Annotated in this window: 18 protein-coding genes, 6 tRNA genes and 1 riboswitch; of the genes, 22 read left to right on the forward strand and 2 right to left on the reverse strand. The window is 35.6% G+C overall.

Going from position 1 to position 18,994, the window contains the following annotated elements; translation table 11 throughout:
* The first annotated feature begins 10 nt into the window (after window positions 1-10).
* The 10 genes from ACPWSR_RS14210 (at window position 11) to mreB (ending at window position 8,904) form a co-directional block, all read left to right on the forward strand.
* Window positions 11-460, forward strand: a complete 450-nt coding sequence (locus ACPWSR_RS14210; protein WP_426348895.1) for a low molecular weight protein arginine phosphatase — start codon at window positions 11-13, stop codon at window positions 458-460.
* A 73-nt stretch (window positions 461-533) separates the two neighbouring features.
* Window positions 534-980, forward strand: coding sequence for a ribose 5-phosphate isomerase B (gene rpiB, locus ACPWSR_RS14215; protein ID WP_426348896.1), 447 nt, complete (start codon window positions 534-536; stop codon window positions 978-980).
* Window positions 981-1,027: 47 nt separating this feature from the next.
* On the forward strand, window positions 1,028-1,657 hold the full coding sequence (upp, locus tag ACPWSR_RS14220) for a uracil phosphoribosyltransferase (RefSeq protein ID WP_426348897.1): 630 nt from the start codon (window positions 1,028-1,030) through the stop codon (window positions 1,655-1,657).
* Between the two features lie 338 nt (window positions 1,658-1,995).
* Window positions 1,996-3,174, forward strand: a complete 1,179-nt coding sequence (locus ACPWSR_RS14225) for an acetyl-CoA C-acetyltransferase (protein ID WP_426348898.1) — start codon at window positions 1,996-1,998, stop codon at window positions 3,172-3,174.
* A gap of 200 nt (window positions 3,175-3,374) precedes the next feature.
* Window positions 3,375-4,046 carry a hypothetical protein gene (locus ACPWSR_RS14230; RefSeq protein ID WP_426348899.1) on the forward strand — a complete coding sequence of 224 codons (672 nt, stop codon included), beginning with the start codon at window positions 3,375-3,377 and terminating at the stop codon, window positions 4,044-4,046.
* Between the two features lie 17 nt (window positions 4,047-4,063).
* Window positions 4,064-5,323, forward strand: a complete 1,260-nt coding sequence (gene murA / locus ACPWSR_RS14235) for a UDP-N-acetylglucosamine 1-carboxyvinyltransferase (protein ID WP_426348900.1) — start codon at window positions 4,064-4,066, stop codon at window positions 5,321-5,323.
* Between the two features lie 52 nt (window positions 5,324-5,375).
* Window positions 5,376-6,416: a stage II sporulation protein D gene (gene spoIID, locus ACPWSR_RS14240; protein ID WP_426348901.1), complete on the forward strand. Its 1,041-nt coding sequence runs from the start codon at window positions 5,376-5,378 to the stop codon at window positions 6,414-6,416.
* A gap of 260 nt (window positions 6,417-6,676) precedes the next feature.
* Complete coding sequence (locus tag ACPWSR_RS14245) at window positions 6,677-7,420, forward strand: peptidoglycan DD-metalloendopeptidase family protein (protein ID WP_426348902.1); 744 nt, start codon at window positions 6,677-6,679, stop codon at window positions 7,418-7,420.
* A 109-nt stretch (window positions 7,421-7,529) separates the two neighbouring features.
* Entirely contained in the window at window positions 7,530-7,784 is a 255-nt protein-coding gene (gene spoIIID, locus ACPWSR_RS14250) for a sporulation transcriptional regulator SpoIIID (RefSeq protein ID WP_426348903.1), read from the forward strand.
* A gap of 100 nt (window positions 7,785-7,884) precedes the next feature.
* Entirely contained in the window at window positions 7,885-8,904 is a 1,020-nt protein-coding gene (gene mreB / locus ACPWSR_RS14255) for a rod shape-determining protein MreB (protein ID WP_426351390.1), read from the forward strand.
* Window positions 8,905-8,974: 70 nt separating this feature from the next.
* Here mreB and yyaC read toward each other — a convergent pair whose 3' ends face one another.
* Window positions 8,975-9,508 (reverse strand): spore protease YyaC, encoded by a 534-nt coding sequence (gene yyaC, locus ACPWSR_RS14260; protein ID WP_426348904.1) that lies wholly within the window; start codon window positions 9,506-9,508, stop codon window positions 8,975-8,977.
* A 118-nt stretch (window positions 9,509-9,626) separates the two neighbouring features.
* Between yyaC and ACPWSR_RS14265 the strand changes: the two genes are divergently transcribed.
* The 8 genes from ACPWSR_RS14265 (at window position 9,627) to metK (ending at window position 12,456) form a co-directional block, all read left to right on the forward strand.
* Complete coding sequence (locus ACPWSR_RS14265; protein ID WP_426348905.1) at window positions 9,627-10,253, forward strand: hypothetical protein; 627 nt, start codon at window positions 9,627-9,629, stop codon at window positions 10,251-10,253.
* A 202-nt stretch (window positions 10,254-10,455) separates the two neighbouring features.
* Window positions 10,456-10,540 (forward strand) — tRNA-Tyr (locus tag ACPWSR_RS14270).
* Between the two features lie 5 nt (window positions 10,541-10,545).
* Window positions 10,546-10,621, forward strand: a tRNA-Val gene (locus tag ACPWSR_RS14275).
* 35 nt (window positions 10,622-10,656) lie between these two features.
* Window positions 10,657-10,731, forward strand: a tRNA-Thr gene (locus ACPWSR_RS14280).
* Between the two features lie 6 nt (window positions 10,732-10,737).
* Window positions 10,738-10,822 (forward strand) — tRNA-Tyr (locus ACPWSR_RS14285).
* Between the two features lie 20 nt (window positions 10,823-10,842).
* Window positions 10,843-10,917, forward strand: a tRNA-Thr gene (locus ACPWSR_RS14290).
* 6 nt (window positions 10,918-10,923) lie between these two features.
* Window positions 10,924-11,008 (forward strand) — tRNA-Tyr (locus ACPWSR_RS14295).
* Window positions 11,009-11,056: 48 nt separating this feature from the next.
* Window positions 11,057-11,157, forward strand: a riboswitch (SAM riboswitch).
* A 120-nt stretch (window positions 11,158-11,277) separates the two neighbouring features.
* Window positions 11,278-12,456, forward strand: coding sequence for a methionine adenosyltransferase (metK, locus tag ACPWSR_RS14300; protein ID WP_426348906.1), 1,179 nt, complete (start codon window positions 11,278-11,280; stop codon window positions 12,454-12,456).
* 80 nt (window positions 12,457-12,536) lie between these two features.
* On the opposite strand, the gene nagA is transcribed toward metK, so the two are convergent.
* Entirely contained in the window at window positions 12,537-13,673 is a 1,137-nt protein-coding gene (gene nagA, locus ACPWSR_RS14305) for an N-acetylglucosamine-6-phosphate deacetylase (protein WP_426348907.1), read from the reverse strand.
* A 242-nt stretch (window positions 13,674-13,915) separates the two neighbouring features.
* Here nagA and recD2 point away from each other — a divergent pair, with 242 nt between their 5' ends.
* The 4 genes from recD2 to hpf all read left to right on the forward strand — a co-directional run bounded on the left by recD2 (window position 13,916) and on the right by hpf (window position 18,914).
* Window positions 13,916-16,147, forward strand: a complete 2,232-nt coding sequence (gene recD2 / locus ACPWSR_RS14310) for an SF1B family DNA helicase RecD2 (protein ID WP_426348908.1) — start codon at window positions 13,916-13,918, stop codon at window positions 16,145-16,147.
* Window positions 16,148-16,167: 20 nt separating this feature from the next.
* Window positions 16,168-17,190, forward strand: a complete 1,023-nt coding sequence (locus tag ACPWSR_RS14315; protein WP_426348909.1) for a hypothetical protein — start codon at window positions 16,168-16,170, stop codon at window positions 17,188-17,190.
* Window positions 17,163-17,837, forward strand: a complete 675-nt coding sequence (locus ACPWSR_RS14320; protein ID WP_426348910.1) for a ComF family protein — start codon at window positions 17,163-17,165, stop codon at window positions 17,835-17,837. The genes ACPWSR_RS14315 and ACPWSR_RS14320 overlap by 28 nt, the downstream gene beginning before the upstream one ends.
* A 540-nt stretch (window positions 17,838-18,377) precedes the next feature.
* A complete protein-coding gene (gene hpf / locus ACPWSR_RS14325) occupies window positions 18,378-18,914 on the forward strand; it encodes a ribosome hibernation-promoting factor, HPF/YfiA family (protein ID WP_426348911.1) in 537 nt (178 codons plus the stop codon).
* The last annotated feature ends 80 nt before the right edge of the window (window positions 18,915-18,994 follow it).

The following is an 18,994-nucleotide window of genomic DNA, read 5'->3' on the forward strand; positions in this document are numbered from 1 at the left end:
AGGAGGCAGTATGAAGGTTTTATTCGTTTGTACAGGAAATACATGTAGAAGCCCTTTGGCAGAAGTTATTTTCAATAGCAAAAAGAATAAAGAGGATATGAAGGCTTATTCTGCTGGCATATCTATTGTGCCAGGAAGTACTGCATCTAATAATTCATCCTATATTGCTCTAGAAGCCTTAGAAGCTGACATAAAAGGGAGAAAAGCTGTTCAATTAACTGACAGCATTTTAGGTGATATGGATCTTGTTTTAACCATGTCGGCTTATATTAAGGAAGCTATTATAAATAGATTTCCTGAGCTTAAAAATAAAGTATTCTCATTAAAGGAATATGTCGGCGTTAAAGGTGATGTTATGGACCCTTACGGTGGCTCTATTAATACTTACAGAGAAACCTATAAGGAGCTTGAAAATTTAATAGTTAAGTTATTGGTAAAAATAGAAGGAGATAGTAATTAATAGGCTTACTATCTCTTTTTTTACAAATATATAAGTACTAGATAATTGATTAGTATTTTAAGGAGGAAGTAAGATGAAAATTGCAATTGGCAGTGACCATGGCGGCTTTTCACTTAAGAGTCAAGTTATTGAACATTTGAAGAGTAGAGGAATTGGCTATAAGGATTTTGGAACTCACACTGAGACTTCCTGTGATTACCCAGATATAGCAATAGAGGTTTCAGAAGCAGTGGTTTCAAAAGAATATGACCTAGGAATATTAATCTGCGGTACAGGAATTGGTATAGGTATAGCTGCTAATAAGGTTAAGGGAATAAGAGCAGCTCTCTGTCACGACACCTTCAGTGCTCATGCTGCAAGAGAGCACAATAATGCCAATGTGCTCACCATGGGAGAGAGGGTAATTGGACCAGGGCTTGCCTTAGAAATAGTAGATACCTTTTTAAATAGTGAATTCGAAGGAGATAGACATTTGAGAAGAGTAAATAAAATTACCGAAATTGAAAATAATAAGTTATAGTTTAAAAATTAATTAATAATAATTAAGTTGTTTAGGGGGAATATCAAATGAGTAAAGTAACACAAATAACACATCCATTAATTCAGCACAAAATGGCTTTTATAAGAGATAAGAACACCGGTTCCAAGGACTTTAGAGAGCTAGTAGAAGAGGTATCAATGCTCCTTGCTTACGAAGTGACAAGAGACCTTCAGACAGAAGAGGTGGAAATAGAAACACCTATCTGTAAAACTAAATGCCAGATGCTATCTGGAAAGAAAACAGCAATAGTACCAATATTAAGAGCTGGCCTTGGAATGGTAGATGGAATGCTTAAGCTGATACCTGCTGCTAAGGTTGGCCATATAGGACTTTATAGGGATGAGGAAACTCTTCAGCCAGTAGAATATTTCTGCAAGCTTCCTCAGGACATAGAAGAAAGAGATGTAATAGTTGTGGATCCAATGCTGGCTACAGGAGGTTCTGCATCAGATGCTATCACTCTTCTAAAGAAGAGAGGAGCTAAAAATATAAGGCTTGTATGCTTAATCAGTGCTCCAGAGGGAATAAAATTAGTTCAGAATGCTCATCCTGATGTGGATATTTATGTAGGTTCTATAGACGAAAAATTAAATGATCATGGATACATAGTTCCAGGCCTTGGGGATGCAGGGGATAGACTCTTTGGTACAAAGTAGATTATAGCAGCATAATAATGCTGCTTTTCCACTTGTTAATAGTATTTTATTTAACAATATCTGTTAACTAAAATGCAAATATTTGATTAAATTAAAGGTTATAGTAAATACTAATGTAAAAAAAGCTTTTAAATAGCCTTTTTCCTAAGATAAATTATAGAAAAAGTAGATTAAATAAATAATTCAGAATAGTTATTATAGTTAAAAAAATAACAATATATTGGTAGCTAATCAAGAAATATGAGCTTATTTGAGCAGTAAGATTATTTTCAATATATTTTAAATGGTGATATAATTGTTATATGTCAAAATGGATTTAATATTTAGGAGGTTTAAAAATGAAAGATGTAGTGATAGTAAGTGCAGTCAGGACTGCAGTAGGTTCCTTTGGTGGAAGCTTAAAGGATGTATCAGCAGCAGATTTAGGTGCTTTAGTTATTAAGGAAGCTGTTAATAGAGCTGGAATAAAACCTGAACAGGTAAATGAAGTTCTCATGGGAAATGTAATACAAGCTGGGCTTGGTCAAAATGTTGCAAGACAAGCTGCAGTAAAAGCTGGTCTTCCAGTAGAAATCCCTGCAATGACAATAAATATGGTATGTGGATCTGGTCTTAGAACAGTTTCCTTAGCAGCACAGCTCATCAAGCTAGGAGATGCTGATATAGTTGTAGCTGGAGGAACTGAAAATATGTCACAGGCTCCTTATGTACTTAAAAATGCTAGATGGGGACAAAGAATGGGCGATGGTAAGATGGTTGACTCAATGATTAATGATGCATTGACTGATGCCTTTAACAATATCCACATGGGTATAACTGCAGAAAACATAGCTGAGCAGTGGGGAATCACAAGAGAGGATCAAGATACCTTTGCTGTAAGCTCTCAAAATAAAGCTGAAGCAGCAATAAAAGCTGGAAGATTTAAGGATGAAATTGTTAAGGTAGAGATTCCTCAAAGAAAAGGTGATCCTATCGTATTTGACACTGATGAATTCCCAAGATTCGGAGCTACTATGGCTGGACTATCTAAGCTAAGACCTGCCTTCAAAAAAGATGGAACAGTTACAGCAGGAAATGCATCAGGGATAAATGATGGTGCTGCTGCAATAGTGTTAATGAGTGCTGATAAAGCTGAGGAGCTTGGACTTAAGCCTATGGCAAAAATAGTTTCCTATGGCTCAAAGGGTTTAGAACCTACAATTATGGGTTATGGTCCTTTCCATGCTACTAAGCTTGCTCTGGAAAATGCTAATATAGCAGTAGAAGACTTAGATCTTATTGAATCTAATGAAGCCTTTGCAGCTCAAAGTATTGCCGTTGCTCGTGATTTACATTTTGATATGGATAAGGTTAATGTAAATGGAGGAGCTATAGCTATTGGACATCCTGTTGGTGCTTCCGGTGCTAGAATTCTTGTTACTCTTCTCCATGAAATGGAAAAGAGAGATGCAAAGAAGGGTTTAGCTACCCTGTGTATTGGTGGCGGAATGGGAACTGCTCTGGTAGTTGAAAGATAATTAAATTAGGACAAGCTTTTATCTCTAAAGAAATAATTTTTATTATTTCTTTAGAGATTTTTTATTGCAATTTATAAGTAAAAAAATCACCATTTTTTCTCTCTGCTATATATTAGTAATATATATTTGGTATATATGTAAATAAAATGAATAGGTTTTTATGTTGTTGTCCATAATTATACTGTATAGGGGGTATAATCATGAACAAAATTTTTTTGGGTATAATTACATCATTTTTAATTTTTAATATATTTCTTTTTCCTGATAAGGGTGTGACTACAGAGAACAGTACGTTTTATGCCATTATTGAGGCAGCAGCTGGAGAAATAATAGAAACCTCTTTTAAAGCTGTTTATTATGTGGAGCAGTCCTCAGAAGAGGAAATAAGAAAAATTGCTGAGTATTTTCAGGGAAACGAAATCTTACTTAAAAAAGATGAAAATAATATCCATCTTCTAAATATCATAAAGGATGAAATCCTCATAGAAATAAAAGGTGTTGATTTAAAGGACAAGTCGCAAATAACTATTAAGGCTGTTGTTTATGGCCATGGTAATAAGTTAGAGGAACTAGAACAATATATTCAAGATTATACAAAAAATAAAGAGGTTGAAGCTAAATATTATAAATATATGAAGGGGAAACTAAGGCATGAGAGAGCTCCTGAAGCATTAGACTCTGTTAATAGTGCTTTAGAGAAGAAAGGTTTTCATTCAATAGAAAACTTAGAAATAGATAATGGATATACATCTATTGCTATTTTAAATAATCATTTGTTTAAGAATGAAATAAAGATAAATTACTCCCTTTGTAGCTACGAAACAAGTACTTATATATTTATTGGTACACCAATAATAGATGAAATTTATTAATAAAGCTGGAGGAAAATATGGAGAAAATAATAATAAATGGAGACACTACCTTAAAGGGAGAGGTAGCCATAAGCTCAGCAAAAAATTCAGTTCTGCCTATAATTGCTGCCTGTATATTATGCGCAGAAGAATGCGTTATTGAAGGAGCACCAATGCTGGAGGATGTTTTTGTTATATGCTCAGTACTTCAAGATTTAGGGTGCATCGTAGAAATAAATAATGTTAATAACACAATATCTATTAATTCTAAAAATATTATTAACAAGGAGCCTAATATAGAGCTTGTTAGAAAAATGAGAGCTTCATTTTTGATAATGGGACCAATGCTTGCTAGATTCGGAAGCTTCAAGCTATCCATGCCTGGAGGCTGTAATATTGGCAATAGACCTATTGATCTTCACTTAAAGGGCTTAAAGGCCCTGGGTGCAAAGGTGGATACAGAACATGGATTTGTTCTTGTAGAAGGAAATAAGCTCACAGGATGCAAAATTAATTTGGATTTTCCTTCTGTTGGTGCTACAGAAAATATAATGATGGCTGCGGTTTTTGCTGAAGGAACTACTATAATACAAAATGCAGCAGAGGAACCGGAAATTATTGATTTAGCTAATTTTTTAAGCTCCATGGGTGCAAAAATCTTCGGTGCTGGAACGGGTTCTATTACTATTCATGGTGTGACAACTCTTCATAAGAGTGTATATAAGCCTATTTTTGATAGGATAGAAGCAGGAACCTATATGGCTTGTGCGGGCATAACTAAAAGTAAATTTAAGCTTATAGGGGTAAATGAAGAGCATTTAAGACCAATTATTTCAAAGCTGACTGAATGTGGAATGATAATAGAAAGTAATGGAGAAGAAATGATTGTGGATGGTCGAGAGTGCTATAAGCCTGTGGATATCAAAACACTACCATATCCAGGTTTTCCAACAGATATGCAGGCACAGATGATGAGCCTTCTTTCTATGTCTCACGGGACCAGTGTCATTACTGAAACTGTATTTGAAAATAGATTCATGCAGGTGCCAGAGCTTACGAGAATGGGAGCAAATATTAAGATTGACGGACGAGTTGCTATTATAGATGGAGTAAAAAAGCTTACAGGCTGTGAGGTAAAGGCCACGGACTTAAGAGCTGGAGCAGCCCTTGTGATTGCTGGACTGGCGGCAACGGGAATCACAACTATTAATGATGTATACCATATCGATAGAGGATATATGAATATAGAAAAAAAACTTAAGGCTTTAGGGGCTGACATTAAAAGGATAAAAATATAATAGTAATAAAATTCACCTTTCCAATATAAATTAATATGGGAAGGTGAATTTTATGTTCAATAATCAATATTATAAAAAAAGAAGAAACAATATCAATCACAAAGAACTGCTTAAGCTTGTAGGGATGATAGCTGTATTGCTCCTTGTATGGATTACCATTGTTAACCCAGAGGATAAGGCTTTAAAGGAGGAAGAGGCTGTAAAGGTCTTTACCTTAAAGGAAGTAGTCTCTAGAGCTTACAGCGACAAGATAAATGTATATTTAACTAAAGAAAATAAAACTATAGAGATAAAAATAGAAGAGTATCTTGCTGGTGTATTAAGCAGTGAAATGCCTGTTTCTTTTGAGTTGGAAGCACTGAAAGCACAAGCGGTAGCCGCTAGAACTTTTGCTCTTGGAAGGACTCTGAATAATTGCTCTAAAGGTAATGGGGCGGATATATGTGATACTATCCACTGTCAGGTGTATAAAACAAAGGAGATGATTCTTAAGGACTGGCCTAAGGGTAAAGGAGAGGAATATTATGAGAAAATACTCAAGGCAGTGGAAGAAACTAAGGGACAAGTTCTCAGCTACAATAATGATTTGGTTACGAACGCTCAGTATTTTTCTACTAGCTGGGGCTTCACTGAAGATAGTAAAGAGGTTTTTGGAAAGGAAATTCCTTATCTTAAATCTGTACCCAGCAGTGGTGAAGAAATTTCAAATAGATATAAAAATAATAATACCTTTACTAAGAATGATTTTGTAAAGAAAATAAATAGCGCCCTTCCGAAAGCTCAATTAAAAGAAGGCACACTTTCTAAGGATATAGAAATAATTTCAAGAAATCAAAGCGGTTCTGTAAAGGAAATTAGATTGGGAAATGCCACGGTCAGTGGAGTGAAGCTCAGAAGTATTTTAGGTCTTTATTCAGCAAATTTTACTATAGATATTGGTAGCGAGGTTCATGTAAATTCTCTAGGCTATGGCCATGGGGTTGGAATGAGTCAATGGGGGGCTAATGTTATGGGGAAGGCAGGAAAGAGCTATAGAGATATATTGCTCCATTATTATACCGGTGTGTCTATTGAAACTATAAAGTTTAAATAGAAGATAATAGATAATTTAATACTCCTTAAAACGAGCTAACTCTCATAATTGCATGAGAGTTTTTTATTTTTTAAAACAATGGATGATAGCTTTAAAGGTATATATGTCATAATAATTGGATATTTTACAATAAAGTTGTAAAAATATCTTTGTATATTGTAAAATAACTTCTAAAAATGTTGGAAAAAGATAGTAATAAAATTAGTATAATATGTATTTTTTTATTTATAAAGGACAGACTTAATGATGGAGGTGTTCATATGGACAAAAATTTTTTCAAAAAGTCTTCCAACTTTATAAAGAAGGAGGGATTTTATGTAGTCTTATTCCTATGTCTTTGTATTGTAGCTAGTATAGCAGCAATTACCAGCAGAAATTCTAAGATTAATTCTGATAAAACTCCAAAAACTCAAGTGGAGGAGACAGCAGATAATAACACTGAGGAAACAACCAGTCAAATTCCAAATGCTGAGGTTGTTACCGAGGATAAGGATGAAGCAAAGGTAGAAGACAAGGAAGCATCAAAATCCCAAAATTCACAGCCTGTAGCTAGCACTACTAATCAATTCATCAATCCTGTTCAGGGAGAAATCGTGAGAGGGTATTCTGGTATAAATCCTGTTTGGGTAGATACCATGGATCATTGGAGAACTGTTAAGGGAATTGATATAGCAAGTGCTGTTGGCGCAGATGTAAAAGCTGTAGCCGATGGGGTTGTAGAAAATGTATTAAATGACAAAACTGTCTTAGGACAATATGTTCAAATTAAGCATGCCAATGGCTTAGTAACTATATACTCTAATCTTGATGAAAAAGTTTCCGTTAAAATTGGAGATACAGTTAAGCAAGGTCAGGTAATTGGAAAAGTTGGAAAGACTGCGACAACCTTTATTGAGGAAAAATATGGAGATCATCTTAATTTCCAAGTGATTAATACCACTAAGAATGAACAGGTTGATCCAACAGGATATTTGTCCTTGAAGGTAGCCGATAAGAGCAAATAATTAAAGGAACAGCCATTTTTCAAAATCAGCGAAAAATGGCTGATTCTAAAAGTAATCGACAAGTATGATAATGCATATTAATAATTATAGAAATTAAGGAGGTAGCAATTTGAAGGACTACATCGAAGAAAGAGTTCTTGAAGTGGCTAATTACATCATAGATTCAAAAGCTACAATCAGAAAAACAGCAAAGGTTTTTGGAGTAAGTAAAAGCACTATTCACAAGGATATGACAGAAAGACTTCCTAAGCTTAATCCTGCCATCGCACAAGAGGCCAAGCTAATTTTAGATTTAAATAAAGCTGAAAGGCATATAAGAGGCGGAAAAGCAACAAAATTAAAGTATAAAGCTATTGAAGGTTAAAAATATTAAATGTATAATTATAATGGAAGAAATAGGCGTGTAGCTTAAGGGTATACTAATTATGATGGTTTAGGAGTGACTTTTTATGTGGTTTTTGAGAATGAGTACAGATATGGGTATAGATCTTGGTACAGCAACTGTGCTTGTATATTTAAAGGGAAAAGGTGTTATTTTAAAGGAGCCTTCAGTGGTAGCAATAGACAAAAATACCAATAGAATTCTTGCTGTAGGTGAAGAAGCAAGAAAAATGATAGGCAGAACGCCAGGCAACATCGTGGCAGTTAGACCTTTAAAGGATGGAGTTATATCTGATTATGATATAACTGAAAGAATGTTGAAATACTTTATCAGAAAGGCTTGTGGTAAGAGAAGAATTTCTGCTCCCAAAATAATGGTATGTGTACCTTCTCAGGCTACAGAAGTAGAGAAAAGAGCAGTTATTGATGCTGCTAAAAATGCAGGAGCTAAGAGGGTCTTTCTTATTGAGGAGCCTTTAGCAGCAGCCGTAGGAGCTGGCATAGATATTTCAAAGCCTAATGGAAATATGGTTGTAGATATTGGTGGTGGAACTACTGATATAGCTGTAATATCCTTAGGTGGAGTAGTGGTAAGATCCTCAATAAAGATAGCAGGAGATAAATTTGACGAAGCTATTGTTAGGTACATAAGAAATAAGCATAAGCTTTTAATTGGAGATAGAACTGCTGAGGAACTTAAAATAAATGTAGGCGCAGCTTGCTCTGGTATAAGAAATGAATCTATGAATATAAAAGGCCGAAACCTTGTAACGGGACTTCCAGACAATGTTCTGGTAAATACAGAAGAAATGGTAGAGGCTTTAGAGGATACAGTAAAGCTTATTGCTGATACTGTTCATTCTGTTCTAGAAATCACTCCACCGGAATTAGTATCTGATATTATTGAAAATGGCATTGTGCTAACAGGAGGCGGCGGTTTACTTTATGGCTTAGATGTTCTCATTGAAAAGAGAACCGGTGTAAATGTAAACTTTGCTGAAGATTCAGTATCTTGTGTCGCCATGGGAACGGGCATGGTGCTTTCCTATCTGGATAAATTAGAAGTAGCAATTTCAGATAGTCAAGTTTCTATGATTGAATAAAAATAGTGAAAAAGGCTCGAATAGAGCCTTTTTGTTTTATAGTAGATGTTTTCGTTATTATGAGAGATAGCTAATTATTTTGTATAAGAGCTAAATAGTATCCGTGGATTAGACCGTCAGTTATAATTCTAGCCATGTTCATGATTAAGCTTAATCGAATGGTTCGGGAAGCAAAGAATTCTGCTTTATCACAGGAATCTACTATACCTATAATAGAGGCCTCTCCTACGTCTGGAAGCTTCTTTCCCACACCCTTACCAGGGTGTATAGAAAAATCCCTGCAATGAATCTCACCTATAGCTTCTTCATCACCTAAGGAGGCATCAATTGCTATTATGGAAGCGTTGGGATGAAGGTTTTTAATTTCCTTTAGATTTTTATCCAAGTTTAAAGCATGAATTGGTATATCTATGGTTCCGTATACAGGTAATGGAAAGTTTTTATCCTTCAGCATTGTTCCTACTAGAGGGCCTAAGGAATCACCTATACATTTATCTGTTCCTATGCAAATGATTACAGTTTCTGAGTTTATATATTTTTTTATATAGTAGGCAATTTCGTAATATGCCAGAGAAGACTTATAATGAGTTTTTATTTTATCCAATGATTCTCCACCTCCATAATCATTTATATGTTCATAGACTGCTAAATATTAGAATAAAAATGGACATAATTGGAAGAATATATAATAGAAAGATTATTTTATTTAGGAGTGTGGAGATATGAGAAAAATAGTTATGTCTTTGTTTATCATCCTGATTACTGCAGTGACCTGTTTTTATTTAATAAATGATTATAATACCTATAGAGATAAGCAATTAGATAAGGCGATAGCCTATAGTAAATTGCCTCCTAGAGAGCAATTGGATACTCCTCCTGAAGAGGATAATAATGCTTCTCATAGTAATTCTGAAGAAGAACTGGAGGAAGAGGTGGATTATGCTGAGAAAGAAAATCAGGAGAATATAGATATAGATGATGATACAGATAATAAGGATAGAAGTGTATATGAGGATGCGGATGATTCAGACCCAGTGGAGAATATTATATTAGAGGAGGAAACAGCAGCGGTTTTTAAAATTAATAAGGAGACTATACCACAGAAGATTTCTCTTAAGGATAAGGCTAAGCTTGTTAAAATCGTTGGTAAGCTGTCGGTGATGGATTACGGAAACATAGTAGAAATTATGAATGGCTACGATGAAATGGGTGGAGCGACAGAAATATTTAATATCCTCAAAAAGCGATTGTCAGAGAAGGATTATCAGGAGGTTAAGGATATATTATATCCTTATATGTATTTGGAAAATATAGAAGAAAATATGCACGATAGTAATGTAAATTACTGATTTTAAGAGGAAAAAACACTGAGGAGTAACATTAGTTGAAAAAAAGTTAACAAATATGGATTTTGGCCATATTTAAAGGAATATGAAGAAAAATGGAGTCTTAGAGGGCTAAAATGTGTATATTGGTTAATATGCACACTTGAACAATAGTTAAGTTCTATGTATACTAGATTTTGTTGACCGGCACGAACGGTTAACAAACGGAGGAGTTCCCGAGCGGCCAAAGGGGGCAGACTGTAAATCTGTTGTCAGTGACTTCAGTGGTTCGAATCCACTCTCCTCCACCAAATATGGGAGCATAGCTCAGCTGGGAGAGCATCTGCCTTACAAGCAGAGGGTCACAGGTTCGATCCCTGTTGTTCCCACCATATTGGTTAAATTTTTAATCATTAATTAAATAAATGCTGGCATGGCTCAACGGTAGAGCAGCTGACTTGTAATCAGCAGGTTGTAGGTTCGATTCCTATTGCCAGCTCCAAATTGAGGAGGAGTTCCCGAGTGGCCAAAGGGGGCAGACTGTAAATCTGTTGCAAGTTGCTTCAGTGGTTCGAATCCACTCTCCTCCACCATTTTAAAAAAATATCATCATGCTGGCATGGCTCAACGGTAGAGCAGCTGACTTGTAATCAGCAGGTTGTAGGTTCGATTCCTATTGCCAGCTCCAAATTGAGGAGGAGTTCCCGAGTGGCCAAAGGGGGCAGACTGTAAATCTGTTGCAAGTTGCTTCAGTGGTTCGAATCCACTCTCCTCCACCAAATGAGACATCTATAAGATGTCTTTTGCTTTTCAAACTTAATAAAATGCTCTTATCAAGAGAGGTGGAGGGAAAGGGCCCTATGAAACCCGGCAACCGGTGCGCAGCACTAAGGTGCCAATTCCTGCAGCTATGGCTGCGAGATAAGAGGAGTTGCCTATCAAGCCTCTTCTTTGAAGAGGCTTTTTATTATATAAAAAGTAGAGAAGACTTTTATAATACTATAAAGGAGCGTGAAAATGTCTTTATCCTTTGATAGAGACTAATACTATGAGAAGACTATTTACTTCAGAGTCAGTTACAGAAGGACATCCAGATAAAATCTGTGATCAGATTTCTGATGCAGTATTGGATGCAATATTAGAGCAGGACCCAAAAGCTAGAGTAGCCTGCGAGACAGCAGTTACTACTGGTATGGTATTAGTTATGGGTGAGATTACTACTAGCTGTTACGTAGATATACCTAGGCTGGTTAGAGAAACAATAAGAGAGATTGGTTATGATAGAGCAAAATATGGCTTTGATTGTGATACTTGTTCGGTGATTACGTCAATAGACGAGCAATCTGGTGATATTGCCATGGGTGTAGATGAAGCTTTGGAATCCAGAGAAGGGGAAATAGAAAAAGAAGATGCTATTGGAGCTGGAGACCAAGGTATGATGTTTGGTTTTGCTACCAATGAAACCTCAGAATTTATGCCTCTACCCATTGCTATGGCCCATAGACTTTCTAGAAAGCTTACAGAAGTAAGAAAGCAAGGGGTATTAGGATATTTAAGACCGGACGGTAAAACACAGGTTACTGTAGAATATGAGGACAACAAGCCTGTAAGAATTGATGCCATTGTAATATCTACTCAGCACGGTCCAGAGGTTTCTCAGGAGGAGCTTAAAAAGGATATAATGGATAAGGTTATTAATGCCGTAGTGCCTTCAGAGCTTATAGATGAAGATACTAAGTACTATATTAATCCTACAGGAAGATTTGTTATCGGAGGACCTCAGGGAGACTCTGGTTTAACAGGAAGAAAGATTATTGTTGATACCTATGGAGGCTATGGAAGACATGGTGGTGGTGCTTTTTCTGGAAAGGATCCAACTAAGGTAGATAGATCTGGTGCCTATGCTGCAAGATGGGTTGCTAAAAATTTAGTAGCTGCAGGATTAGCTGATAAGCTAGAAATAGAAATCGCTTATGCAATAGGTGTTGCTAAGCCAGTATCCATTGAAGTAGACACCTTCGGAACAGGGAAAATCTCAGAGGATAAGATCATAGATATAATAGACAAGGTCTTTGATTTACGTCCTGCTGCAATTATCAGAGAGCTCGACTTAAGAAGACCTATATTTAAGCAGACTGCTGCCTACGGTCACTTTGGTAGAACTGATTTAGACCTGCCTTGGGAAAAGCTAAACAAAGTAGAAGAGATAAAAGCATATATTAAATAAAAACTAAAACATATTGTAAATAATAAAGCAGCAGCCTTATGGGCTGCTGTTTTTGCTATAGTATATATTTGGTAGGGGCTTTATTTGTTAAATATTTCCTTCCCTCCAATGATAACTCTATTAATATTTATATCTTCATCAAAGAGTATTACATCTGCATCGTAGCCTTCTTGAAGCTTACCTTTTCTATCCTCAACTTTGCAGTGGCGTGCAGCGTTATAGGTAGCCATTTTTACTATTTCATGAAGCTTATAGGAGGAATTGTCCTTTACATTTTTTACTGCCTTATCTAAGGTAAGTATTGAACCAGCAAGGGCTCCGTTTTCAAGTCTTGCAGCGCCATTTTTAACAATAACCTTTTGACCACCCAGGCTGTATTCTCCTTCGGGCATGGAGCATGCCATCATAGCATCTGATACTAATAGTACCTTATCAAGGGTTTTTTGTTTATATGCCACTCTAAGAGATGGGTAGGAAATGTGTATGCCATCAGAAATTGTTTCTGTAGTAATATTACTATCGAATATTGCTCCAACTACCCCAGGGTCTCTATGATGAAGAGGAGTCATGGCGTTGTAAAGATGAGTTGCATGACAAACTCCACATTTAATTCCTTCCATGGCTTCTGAATAGGTTGCCTTAGTATGACCCATAGAAGCTACAATATCCTTTTCTTTTAAGTATTTAATAAGCTCCTTGGCTCCTGGAACCTCGGGAGCTAGAGTAACGCTTACCACTGCATCCTCATGATCCCCAGCCATATATTTAAAAGCTTCTATAGAAGGAGCTGCTAGATATTTAGGATTCTGTGCACCAATCATCTCACCGTTAATAAAAGGTCCTTCCATATGAGCTCCTAAAACGTTAGCTCCATCAGTACCAACAGACTTAGCTTCAGCTATAGCCGCTATAGCTTTCTTTACCTCATCTCTATCTACTGTCATAGTAGTAGGAGTGAAGGAAGTTGTTCCATGCTCAGCAATAGATTTTGCTATGGTGTTTATAGCATCGAGGCTACCTTCCATGGTGTCTCTACCGCCTGCACCATGGATGTGAACGTCAATAAATCCAGGAGATAAATAAAGGCCTTCGGCATCAATAACCACGTCATCCTCTAAAACCTCTGGATTTATTTTTGAGATTTTTCCATTCTCGATTTTTATGCTTCCCTCTTCAATTTTGTCCAAATATATTAATTTAGCATTTTTAATAATCACTTGACCACCTCTTAAATATGTATATTTTTATGAATAGAGAAATTATCTGTATTATCTTTATTATGATATAAGTCTGGAAAAATGTAAATAGTCCTGAGCTGTTGTATTACTTATAGTAATGTGGGATAGTATTGATATATACAGTGATTTATTTGAAGTGAAGCAATGTGTTATAATAATGTTAATTTGTATAATTTACTCTGTTAGGTCAATAGTTAATATCTTTATTTAGGAGAGAGTTCATGGAAGAAATTAAAGGAATTGTTGAAGACATTATTTATAAAAATGAAGATAATGGCTATACTATCGCAAAGCTTGATGTTTCTAAGGATACCATTACAGTGGTGGGATATATACCCTATATTTCAGAGGGGAATAATCTAAAGCTTACAGGAGAATGGGTTAACCATCCTCAGTTTGGTACTCAGTTTAAAATCAGTACCTGTGAGGAAATAAGACCGAATACCTTGATTGGGATAGAAAAATATTTATCCTCAGGGTTAATTCTGGGGATTGGACCTGTGACAGCCAAAAAGATAGTAAATAAATTTGGAGAAGATACCTTAAAGGTATTAGATGAGAGTATAAATAGATTAAAAGAAATAGAGGGTATAGGAGAGAAGAAGATAGAGGTAATCAAGGAGTCCTATCAGAAGCAGCGAGAGGTGCAGAATATAATGATATTTCTCCAGAGCTATGGAGTTTCAGCGAATCAATGTATGAAGATATACAAAAGGTTTGGTGGTGCCTCTATTGAGAAGGTGAAGAATAATCCTTATATATTGACAGAGGAAATTTCAGGAATTGGGTTTATAACTGCAGATAAGATAGCTAAAAATTTAGGTATAGAAATTGACTCACCCTTCAGAATCCATAGTGGGATTAAATATGCAATAAATGAATTTTGTGCTGAAGGAAATACTTATATGCCTTATGAGAAGCTATTAGAAGAAGCCTGCAAGCTTCTGACGCTAAAAAGTGAGCAGGTAGAGGAAGGTATTATATCCTGCGCTGCTGAAAGTAAGATTATTCTAGAGGTTGTAGATGGAGAAAGGGCAGTATTTAATTTACCCTATTATTATTGTGAGCTGGGAATAACAAAAAATCTCCTAAGTCTTGCTTTAATCAAGTACGATGACATGGATATTGATATAGATTATGAAATTAAGGCTTTTGAAAAGGAAAATAAGGTAACCTTTGCCCCATCTCAAAAGGAAGCTATTAGAGGTGCCATAGAATGGGGGGTGGAGGTAATAACCGGAGGTCCTGGAACAGGAAAGACTACCATCATAAAAGCCATAGTGCATATATTTGAAAAAAGTGCTATGAAGGTGGTAATGGGTGCTCCTACGGGAAGGGCTGCTAAGAGAATGAGTGAATCTACTGGCAGGGAGGCTAAAACAATCCATAGGCTCCTGGAGATGGGGGTCAGTCAGGAAGAGCTTTCTGTCTTTTCTAAGGATGAAGACTCTCCTTTAGACTGTGAGGTTATAATAATAGATGAAGCATCAATGATTGATGTGCTCCTGATGAATAATCTTTTAAAGGCTATAAAGCCAGGAACAAGAATAGTTATAGTTGGAGATGTGGATCAGCTGCCTTCCGTGGGCCCGGGAAATGTATTAAAGGACATAATAAATAGTCGCTGTGCTCCTGTAGTAAGCCTTAAAGAGATATTTAGACAATCAAAGGATAGCTTAATTACCTTAAATGCTCATAAAATAAATCAAGGAACGATGCCTATATTAAATGGTAAGGACAAGGATTTCTTCTTTATAAATGAAGAAAACCCATCTATGATGATGAATACCCTTCTAGATTTAGTTGATAGAAGGCTTCCTAAATACAATGAAAGCTGGAATAAATTAAAGGATATTCAAGTGTTATCTCCGATGAAAAAGGGTGCTTTAGGAGTAACTAATCTAAATATAAGACTTCAGGAAATGCTTAATCCCTACAAGGAAAATAAACCGGAAAAAGAATATAGGAACACCATATTCAGGGTAGGAGATAAGGTTATGCAGATTAAAAATAACTATTCTCTTAAGTGGACTAGGATAGCTGGAACGGGAGATAATGAAGGTGTAGGGGTTTTTAATGGAGATATAGGGGTAATTGAGTATATTGATGAGGACAAAGGTATAATTTCTGTTATATTTGATGAGGAACGAAGGGTTAATTATGAAACCATGTATTTAGATGAACTGGAGCTTGCTTATGCAATCACAATACATAAAAGTCAGGGAAGTGAATTTCCAGTAGTTATAATACCAGCCTTCATGGGATCACCCTTTCTTATGAACAGAAATCTTCTATACACAGCAATTACCAGGGCAAGAAGCTTTGTTGTAATAGTTGGTTCTATTAAAGCCTTGAAATTTATGGTGGAGAATAACAGAAGCTATGAGAGATATTCTTCTCTTCAGTGGAGGATAGCTCAGGTAATTAACAGTGGAATTGTATCAAATAGTTGATGGAGGTCAATAATTGAGCTATGAGAGATATTGTGGAAATGGATCTGATGGATTATTCCAGTGAAGCTATAAGCAGTTGGTATTCAAAGGGAGAGCTTCCTGTGCTTAATGTAATTGCCACACCCTATAATACTCCAGTTATTTTTGGGGAGCTAATTGGCGAGGTGATTAAAAAGAATAAAAAGATACTTTATATAACAAATGTAGAGGAAGAGGATAATCAGCTTATTAAATATATAAAATCAAGGCTGAATTGTAGAAGCTATAGCTATATTAGGAAGGGTAAGGAAAAGACTTCTGCTAATATATTGTTTATTAATCATGAGGCTGCCATGGATTATAAGGATGATGTGGAGCTTGTTATATATGATGATTTAAATGGATATTCCACTTATTCACGGTTAGAAATTCAAATACTTTTGGATCATCTTTACAAGTATACTAGAAGTCTAATAACCTATTCTACTGAAAGGATATTCTGTAATTCTCCAGTTTTTGAGGCTCCTACCATAGGAGGAAGCTATCCTATCCGTGAGCCTAGGGTTCTTACTACTAGGATAGATTTAAGCAGAGATATTCCTTATATTATGTATGATTATCTTTCATGGTTTACTAAGATAAACAGAAAGGTTATAATATACACCCCTAATAGAAGTGCTACCTACAAGGTATACAATTATCTAGTCTCTCTCAAGGATAAGCTTAAGGCTGTAGTGCATAAGCTTGAGGATGAAAGAAAGGATAAGAATATCGAATATCTAATGAAGGCAAAGGATCTTTCCTTGATTGTTATAACCAACTGTTATGAGGACAATTATAAGGATATGAGGGATATTGATGTTATAGTCTTTAATGCAGATCATAGAACCTTCGATAATAAAAAGCTTTTATTTTTTTGTGGAAAGGTAGGCTTGTACAATAAAGGCGGACAGGGAGAAGTTATTTTGTTGGCTAATGAAACTACAGATGAAATGGACGTTGCTAAAAATACTGCCAGGAGGTTTAATAAGGTCGCATGGGAAAGAGGCTTTTTCAGCTGCTGATTAACGGACTTAAATATTTGAGCGAGGTTATATTTCCCTTTGATGAAAAATGTATATGCTGTGAGGAGTATAGTGAAGAGCTGTTATGCAGAAGCTGTAGGGGAAGAATCAAGAAGCTTTCTAGTAGCTATTCTATTAAAAAAGAAGGAACAATGCTTCGGGCTTATAGCATTGCATACTATGCAGATTCAATGAAAAAAATAATATTATCCTACAAATATAAGAATAACTTTCGGGCTCTAGAGGTCTTTGAAGAGCTGGCAATTGAATTTATTGACACAAGAGGACTTTCCTTTGATCTGATAACATATGTACCTCTAAGCAAAAAGGCATACAAAAAAAGAGGCTTTAACCAGAGTAAGCTATTGGCTGAAAGGATAGCCTCTGTGTATAATAAGGAATGTAGGGATTTATTGAAGAAGGAAGGAAGCAATCTAGAACAAAAAAAGCTATCCTTAGAGGATAGATGGGGAAATCTTGAGGGAGCCTATTCCCTTAAGGAATCTAATTGCTATCATGGGAAAAGAATTCTTCTTGTAGATGATGTTATTACCTCTGGAGCTACGGCTTATTATTGCGCAAGGGAGCTTAAGAAGATTACCGATAAGGAGGTATTAATACTGTCCTTAGCTAAAGGTAGTTTTTAAATATTGCCTATATTAGACATTGAATAAAGTATTATCATAGAGTATAATATTAATGCTAGGTCTGTGGTTGAAAGTCGATGCCAGTCGCAGGCAAAACGATCCACGTAAGTTAAACAAAGTTTTAATGAGCATGGTGCGGCTTAGAAGTAAGTCCTGCCGAGAAAATCGAGAGGGTTAGTAGTGAGAGGATAATACCGGGTAGCGAAAGCTCCAGCAGGCGAGTGTGGGGTCAAAGATCAGGTCAGCTAGCATAAAAGGCAAAGGGCAACCTATTATTAATAGTGATGCTCTCTGCCTTTTTATTTATATCCATCTATAATTATAACCTAAAATAGCAAATTTTACAAAGGACATTTATTATAGACTCCTAGAATAAAAAGGAGAAATTAAAAGCATATAAAGAGTAAATAGTTTAAATAATCTGCAAATTACTTCGGAGGTTCTTGTTATAAGAGCATATTAAGTGTATTATAAATATATATATATCATCAACTTTGAAGCAGCAGAGATTCCTTTAAAGTTTGAAAGGAGCGAATTTTAATGAGAGTGACAGTAATAGCTAAGAATATTCAATTAACTAATGCACTGAAGGAGGTTGTAGAGAAAAAGATATCAAAGCTTTCTAAGTATTTTAATACCGATGTAGAAGCCAAAGCGACCTTGAGTGTTCAAAAGAATAGACAGATTATAGAAGTTGTAATTCCTTTCAATGGAGTGATCTTAAGAGGAGAAGAAGCAACAGACGATATGTATAAATCCATTGATCTGGTAGAAGAGAAATTAGAAAGACAGATCAGAAAGCAAAAGACTAAGCTAGAGAGAAGACATGGCGGGGATTCTTTAAGATTTTCTGCTATTGAAGCTTTAGATGGTTCAGATCTAGAGGAGCAGGAAGAGGCTAAGATAGTTAAAACTAAGAGGTTTGCTATTAAGCCAATGAATGAAGATGAAGCAGTACTTCAAATGGAGCTTTTAGGACATAACTTTTATGTATTTTCCAATGCTGATACAGGAGAAGTAAATGTAGTATATAAGAGAAAAGATGGAAACTTTGGCTTGATAGAGCCAGAATATTAAAAGCAATCACTCCCCTATCTTACGATAGGGGTTATTAATTTTTAAGAGATAATATTAATAGTTAAAAATTTTTAAAATAA

It is taken from the genome of Alloiococcus sp. CFN-8 (assembly GCF_049943125.1).
Classification (GTDB): domain Bacteria; phylum Bacillota; class Clostridia; order Clostridiales; family Clostridiaceae; genus JAEXZL01.

Excerpts from the sequence above, each read along its gene's own strand:
- metK (WP_426348906.1), top strand. The coding sequence starts at position 11,278 with ATGAGAAGACTATTTACTTCAGAGTCAGTTACAGAAGGACATCCAGAT.
- ACPWSR_RS14230 (WP_426348899.1), top strand. The coding sequence starts at position 3,375 with ATGAACAAAATTTTTTTGGGTATAATTACATCATTTTTAATTTTTAAT.
- ACPWSR_RS14210 (WP_426348895.1), top strand. The coding sequence starts at position 11 with ATGAAGGTTTTATTCGTTTGTACAGGAAATACATGTAGAAGCCCTTTG.
- ACPWSR_RS14320 (WP_426348910.1), top strand. The coding sequence starts at position 17,163 with ATGGGAAAGAGGCTTTTTCAGCTGCTGATTAACGGACTTAAATATTTG.
- ACPWSR_RS14225 (WP_426348898.1), top strand. The coding sequence starts at position 1,996 with ATGAAAGATGTAGTGATAGTAAGTGCAGTCAGGACTGCAGTAGGTTCC.
- hpf (WP_426348911.1), top strand. The coding sequence starts at position 18,378 with ATGAGAGTGACAGTAATAGCTAAGAATATTCAATTAACTAATGCACTG.
- ACPWSR_RS14265 (WP_426348905.1), top strand. The coding sequence starts at position 9,627 with ATGAGAAAAATAGTTATGTCTTTGTTTATCATCCTGATTACTGCAGTG.
- upp (WP_426348897.1), top strand. The coding sequence starts at position 1,028 with ATGAGTAAAGTAACACAAATAACACATCCATTAATTCAGCACAAAATG.
- ACPWSR_RS14315 (WP_426348909.1), top strand. The coding sequence starts at position 16,168 with ATGAGAGATATTGTGGAAATGGATCTGATGGATTATTCCAGTGAAGCT.
- rpiB (WP_426348896.1), top strand. The coding sequence starts at position 534 with ATGAAAATTGCAATTGGCAGTGACCATGGCGGCTTTTCACTTAAGAGT.
- mreB (WP_426351390.1), top strand. The coding sequence starts at position 7,885 with ATGAGTACAGATATGGGTATAGATCTTGGTACAGCAACTGTGCTTGTA.
- spoIID (WP_426348901.1), top strand. The coding sequence starts at position 5,376 with ATGTTCAATAATCAATATTATAAAAAAAGAAGAAACAATATCAATCAC.
- murA (WP_426348900.1), top strand. The coding sequence starts at position 4,064 with ATGGAGAAAATAATAATAAATGGAGACACTACCTTAAAGGGAGAGGTA.
- ACPWSR_RS14245 (WP_426348902.1), top strand. The coding sequence starts at position 6,677 with ATGGACAAAAATTTTTTCAAAAAGTCTTCCAACTTTATAAAGAAGGAG.
- recD2 (WP_426348908.1), top strand. The coding sequence starts at position 13,916 with ATGGAAGAAATTAAAGGAATTGTTGAAGACATTATTTATAAAAATGAA.